This window comes from Mycolicibacterium palauense, assembly GCF_002592005.1.
Classification (GTDB): Bacteria; Actinomycetota; Actinomycetes; order Mycobacteriales; family Mycobacteriaceae; genus Mycobacterium; species Mycobacterium palauense.
Map to the genome: position 1 here is coordinate 1 of NZ_NVQF01000209.1, position 718 is coordinate 718.

A 718-nucleotide genomic window follows, 5' to 3' on the forward strand; every position below is an offset into this window, starting at 1 on the left:
TAACCGCCCTCCGGCGGCGGGGGCGGGTATCCACCGGGAGGAGTCGGCGAATCGGTCATGGGGATCTCTCCTCTCGCTGCGGTCGTCGCGACACGGCAACGCCGACCCGTCCACCTCCGACGAGTCGGCGCCGCGTCTCGGTCAATCGGTGGTCGGAAGGCAGACCGTCGTCATGATCTTGTCGGCCAGCGTCTGCCGCTTGGAGTCCCACAGCGGAAACAGGTAGCCGATGTAGCAGATGATCGCGTCGACGAAGTGCGCCAGCTGCCGCACGATCGACAGACCGAATCCGATCGGCAGGCCGGTCTTCTCGCTGACCACCTTGAACTTCATGATCGACTTGCCGATGCTCGAGCCGGTGGTGCCCTGGCGGTAGCCGTAGTTCCAGATCAGGTACACCAGGCCGATCAGCACCGAGATCATGAACGCGGCGACCCCGAGCGTGGAGTTGCCGGTGGCGCAGAACTCGCCGAGATCGTATTCCGAGACGTCGGTGACGCAGGCGGTCTCCTGGGTGGCCGCCTCGATGCCGACACCGATCCCCACGATGATCATGTAGGGCAGGTAGTCGATGACCCACGCCACCACCCGGGTGATCCACGGGGTGTAGGCCGATTGGGGCAGCACGCCGATCGCGTTGGGACTCATCGGCGGCGGGGGCGCGTAGCCGCCCGCACCGGGCGGCGGGGGCGGATAGCCACCGGCCGCCCGGTGCGGG

General features: G+C 67.3%; 1 protein-coding gene. It reads right to left on the reverse strand.

The features are described 5' to 3' along the window. Nucleotides 1-141: 141 nt before the first annotated feature. Nucleotides 142-718 (reverse strand): Rv1078 family RDD domain-containing protein (locus CSR00_RS29900; RefSeq protein ID WP_099025954.1); only part of this gene is annotated, 577 nt, incomplete at its 5' end.